We start from the raw sequence: 1,993 nt of genomic DNA on the forward strand, positions 1-1,993 counted from the left end.
GGACCTTACGAGGTTTGAAGCTCTCGGAATCCCAACATCCGACCGGCCGGCGCGGCGGTCCGATAGTTCCTGATGCGAATCGTGCGACTGAGCCGAGGAAGATCGAGCGCTGCTCCGACTTTCGGAGAATGGCCCACCCGCAGCAATTCGCCGGCCGACTCAATCAGCACGTCCTTTGCCGTGCTGTCGGAAAGTCCTTTGGCCATGAATATTTCAACCTCGTCCAGCCCGAACTTGCTGAGTCCTAACGAGTAGGACCACACCCGGTCCGGTTGAGAGGTGTCGTCATGGATGATGGACACGTGGTCATCCAAAAGAAAACTCATGAGCGTACGCGGTTGCCAGTCCGAGGGATTGACGTAGGCTTGAGTAATGACGTCATACGCCGTGCCTTGTGACAACAGGGTCAGACAACGAGCCAGGCGTGCGGCGAATAGGACGGTATCGGGCATGTCGCGAGGGGACGCGACGGACGGCGCGACGGCGCCCATGAGGTCATGTTCCCAGGCCAACTGCTTCATCACGTCGGCGATATGGCTCGACGGGAGCGGCATCACGACATGGGCCGACCAAGGGCCCTGCGTTGCCTGCCAGGACTCGGTCGAACCCTCTTCATGTCTGATGGCCAATGGAGCGCCATACTCACGCTCATACAGCAGCTTCAGCTCTTCGGTGGCCGGGGCAGTGCCACGATAGCCGATGAAATAAAGGGGGGGGCGTTTGGCTGAGGGTTTGGGCGATTTCTTGCGGATTCTCATCTCAAATCTCGTACCTCGTGAAGTGTACTTCGTAGCGAACGACGCTTCACGAACGATATTTCATTTCCCCGCCTTTCTGGCCTTACGCCGGTCTTCCGGATGCAGAAGCCGCTTCCGAAGGCGCAGATTCTGCGGGGTCACCTCGACCAACTCATCGGCCCCGATATATTCCAATGCGAATTCCAGCGTCATTTCGCGCGGAGGTGTGAGCACCAGGGCTTCGTCGGAACCGGAGGCCCGCATGTTGGAGAGGTGTTTTTCCTTGCACACATTCACATCAAGGTCCTCATCCCGGCTGTTCTGGCCCACGACCATCCCTCGGTAGACTTCAACGCCGGGTCCGATGAACATGGCACCGCGTTCCTGGGTCATAAAGATGGCATAACCCGTGCTGAGACCGTCCTCGAAGGCGACAAGCGAGCCATGGGGAGCCACGATGAGGTCCCGCTCTTCCGCCGGTTCGTAGGCCGAGAACACATGGTGCATAATGACGGTCCCGCGGGTCTTCGCCAGGAGCACGTTCTTCAGCCCCATGATACCTCGCGTCGGAATGTGGTATTCCAAGTGCATCTCGCTCGTCCCGACATCGGAGTGAATGAGCCGCATGTGCCGCATCTCGCCGCGGCGTTTGCCGATCTCTTCGATGACCGTGCCCTGATAATTTTCCGGCACCTGGATCGTCAACTCCTCGTACGGCTCCATGACGGCGCCGCCTTCACGATGGAGAATGACCTCCGGCTGCGAGACTTGCAGCTCGTACCCTTCCCGTCGCATTTGCTCGATCAACACGGAGAGATGGAGTTCGCCTCGGCCCGCCACGAGAAAGCGGTCGGCGCTGTCCGTCTCATTGACGCGGAGCGACACATTGGTTTCCAGTTCCTTGAACAGGCGCTCGCGTAAATGGCGTGACGTCAGGAATTTGCCTTCACGTCCGGCGAAAGGACTGTTATTCACCGAGAAGGTCATCTGAACCGTCGGCTCGTCGATCGACACACGTGGAAGTGCGACCGGACTGTCGGCATCGGCGATGGTATCCCCGATGCTCACATCATCAAGCCCGGCGACCGCGACGATCTCCCCGGCCGCCGCATGTTCCGTGTCGGCTCGTTCAAGGCCCGAATAGACCGCGAGGTCTGACACTCTTCCGGGAATCCGTGCACCGTTTTTGCCGAGGACTATGACATTCTGCCGGCGGGCAATTGAGCCGGACTGGATCTTACCGATCCCCATTTTGC

The 1,993-nt window shown here is 59.1% G+C and carries 2 protein-coding genes; both read right to left on the bottom strand.

Going from position 1 to position 1,993, the window contains the following annotated elements:
• Positions 1–5 precede the first annotated feature (5 nt).
• A complete protein-coding gene (locus ACOSYY_RS14315; RefSeq protein WP_421663200.1) occupies positions 6–758 on the bottom strand; it encodes a hypothetical protein in 753 nt (250 codons plus the stop codon).
• Positions 759–818: 60 nt separating this feature from the next.
• A partial coding sequence (locus ACOSYY_RS14320) for an EF-Tu/IF-2/RF-3 family GTPase (RefSeq protein ID WP_421663201.1) occupies positions 819–1,993 on the bottom strand: 1,175 nt, incomplete at its 5' end.

Source organism: Nitrospira sp. BLG_2, assembly GCF_049222245.1.

Excerpts from the sequence above, each read along its gene's own strand:
- ACOSYY_RS14315 (WP_421663200.1), bottom strand. The coding sequence starts at position 758 with ATGAGAATCCGCAAGAAATCGCCCAAACCCTCAGCCAAACGCCCCCCC.